Here is a 1,569-nt window from a genome sequence, read left to right as displayed (position 1 = left end):
TTACTTCTTCCTCTCCTACCTTCTTCTCATATACCTTACTCCCCTTAATATTATCTCCCTCATATATCAGCTTACCAGCCTCTACTCTCACTTCCTCACCAAATATCCCAGATAAAAATGCTGTAAAGTCTTTACTCTTTATACTCCTATCTCCACTAATCCCTATGTTAGGTGTAACTTCCCCTGTAGCTCTTTAGTATATTTATATATTACATTCTTAGACTATATTTAGAAAAGACTAACCTAGATAACAAAAACTCCATTCACTCTCATTGCATCAATATAAATTAACTTATAATTAGCGTTCGTTTGTAATACAATTCTATAACTTATAAGAGGATTTAAAGAAAGAAAATCTGCTTGATAGCTACAAGTTGCTATATATTTAGCTCCTTTATGTATATAAGGATACCTAGCCTCATGGCTTTTATCTAAACTACATTTAGCTCCTGAATTTTCTAAGATATTAACAGCTTCATGTACATCCATTCCATTTGGAAACTTTTCCCTTACTGCTTCTTCTAATATTTCACCTGTTTTATATTCTTCAAATTTAAATGGTCTCTTACTATCATGTAGCTCACGCACCCCTATCTTTCCTATCATAAAGCCAATCATCGTTATCAATATAAACTTTATTATTTTCCTTATCTTCATATCTTTAACACCCTATTTATATTTATTCTTTTGCATTCCTTCTCTAAATATATTCTTAAAATCATTCCAAGGCTCATTGTAAAATTTTCCATCTATACCGGGTAGTGAAAATCCTTTTGGAACCTTTATCTCATATCCCATAGCATTCCAGATTTCCTTTTGCACTGTGTTGCTATTTCCACCCCAGCATTTATCCGTGAAGCATAAATCATAATCAAACCTACCACCATTATTACCAGTTTCAATCATTTTTACTGCTTCTCTTGCTCTTGATAACTTAAACTGTAAATCAGCATCACTATTTAACTCCTGCTTCTGTATACTCCAATGTTTAACATCTTTTGCTTCCCAATCTTTACCAATTCGATGTCTATTTTCTTTTGTATAAGGACAGTCAATAACTTCTAAGTTATCAAATAACATACCTTTTATCCCATTATCTTCAGGAAACCCGGTAATTATAGTTTTCTGACCCTGACTATCTGTAAATATAGTAAATCCATGTTGATACGCACCACCAGTACCATCGACACGTCTAGCAAATAGTTCAATTGAAGGTTTATTGACTTCTTGAGTTGCTCTATCAACTTTCCTACCTTCCTGAATATTCCTTAAATTATCTCTTTCATTGTCATAGGAATCAGGATTAATTTTAGATTTTGTATCACTAGCAGAAAAATCTTTTTTAGTATTACTTTCTGTATTAGACTTTTTATTTTCCTCGCCAGATTTTTCACCTTGATCAGATGCTTTGTTCTGCTCTTGTTTTGCTCTGCTGTTTTGATTATTATTACCTGTCGGTTTTGTCGTTGTTTCAGGCTTTTTACTTTCCTCTTTCTTCTCTCTATTTACTCCTTCTCCTTCCTTATCTTCAGCATTCTGTCTCTTCTCCGAACTTTCCTCTTTATCTCC

2 protein-coding genes are annotated in these 1,569 nt (G+C 33.0%); both read right to left on the bottom strand.

The genetic code is table 11. The annotated features are described in order from the left end of the window. Positions 1 to 243: 243 nt before the first annotated feature. Positions 244 to 657 carry a hypothetical protein gene (locus NF27_RS07625; RefSeq protein ID WP_152606874.1) on the bottom strand — a complete coding sequence of 138 codons (414 nt, stop codon included), beginning with the start codon at positions 655 to 657 and terminating at the stop codon, positions 244 to 246. A 12-nt stretch (positions 658 to 669) separates the two neighbouring features. Then, positions 670 to 1,569 (bottom strand): hypothetical protein (locus NF27_RS12545; protein WP_039457832.1); only part of this gene is annotated, 900 nt, incomplete at its 5' end.

It is taken from the genome of Candidatus Jidaibacter acanthamoeba, assembly GCF_000815465.1.
GTDB classification, from domain to species: domain Bacteria; phylum Pseudomonadota; class Alphaproteobacteria; order Rickettsiales; family Midichloriaceae; genus Jidaibacter; species Jidaibacter acanthamoebae.
The sequence above is the reverse complement of the archived record's forward strand: the minus strand, read 5'-3'. Positions and strand labels throughout refer to the sequence as shown.